2 protein-coding genes are annotated in these 541 nt (G+C 43.6%); both read right to left on the bottom strand.

Annotation, left to right across the window (positions count from 1 at the left end):
- The coding region (locus R7Z50_RS30480) for a murein transglycosylase domain-containing protein (protein ID WP_318150147.1) at positions 1–277 on the bottom strand (277 nt) is incomplete at its 3' end.
- 88 nt (positions 278–365) lie between these two features.
- The coding region (locus R7Z50_RS30475; protein WP_318150148.1) for an oxidative damage protection protein at positions 366–541 on the bottom strand (176 nt) is incomplete at its 5' end.

Genomic DNA, 541 nt, shown 5'->3' with positions numbered 1-541 from the left:
CTGCCCGACTTAAATAATTGTCGATGTACTTAACGTAGTTACTTTTACCTGCGAACTTCACTTCACGTTGTCCCCAACGCTTTTTGATATTGCCTGAGAAGCTATTGATCAACGCATCGAGTGCGGCGGTATCTTTCTCAAACTGACCTGGTAGCTCTGCTAGGTTGTTTGCAAAGCGGTTGGTTGGCTCGTAGTTCACGTCATAAATTTTTTCGACGAATTCGCGGCTACAGCCTGCCAATAAGAGAGCGGTGGCAATAAAAGCAATTTTCTTCATAAGTTTTTAGGTGATGAGGACAAGGCGCTGGAGGAAAAATGACATCACAGTTTAGGTTGTGATGTCATTGCTTTTGAACAAATTGGCTTTATTCGCTTGGTGGTGTGTAACCTTCAATGTGAACGTCTTTGCCTTCGAATAGGAAGTTCACCATTTCGGTTTCGAGCAGTTTACGATGCTCGGGATCCATCATGTTGAGCTTTTTCTCGTTGATCAACATGGTTTGTTTGTGTTGCCACTGAGCCCAAGCTTCTTTCGAGATGT

Source organism: Vibrio sp. 1249-1 (assembly GCF_033340495.1).
The sequence above is the reverse complement of the archived record's forward strand: the minus strand, read 5'-3'. Positions and strand labels throughout refer to the sequence as shown.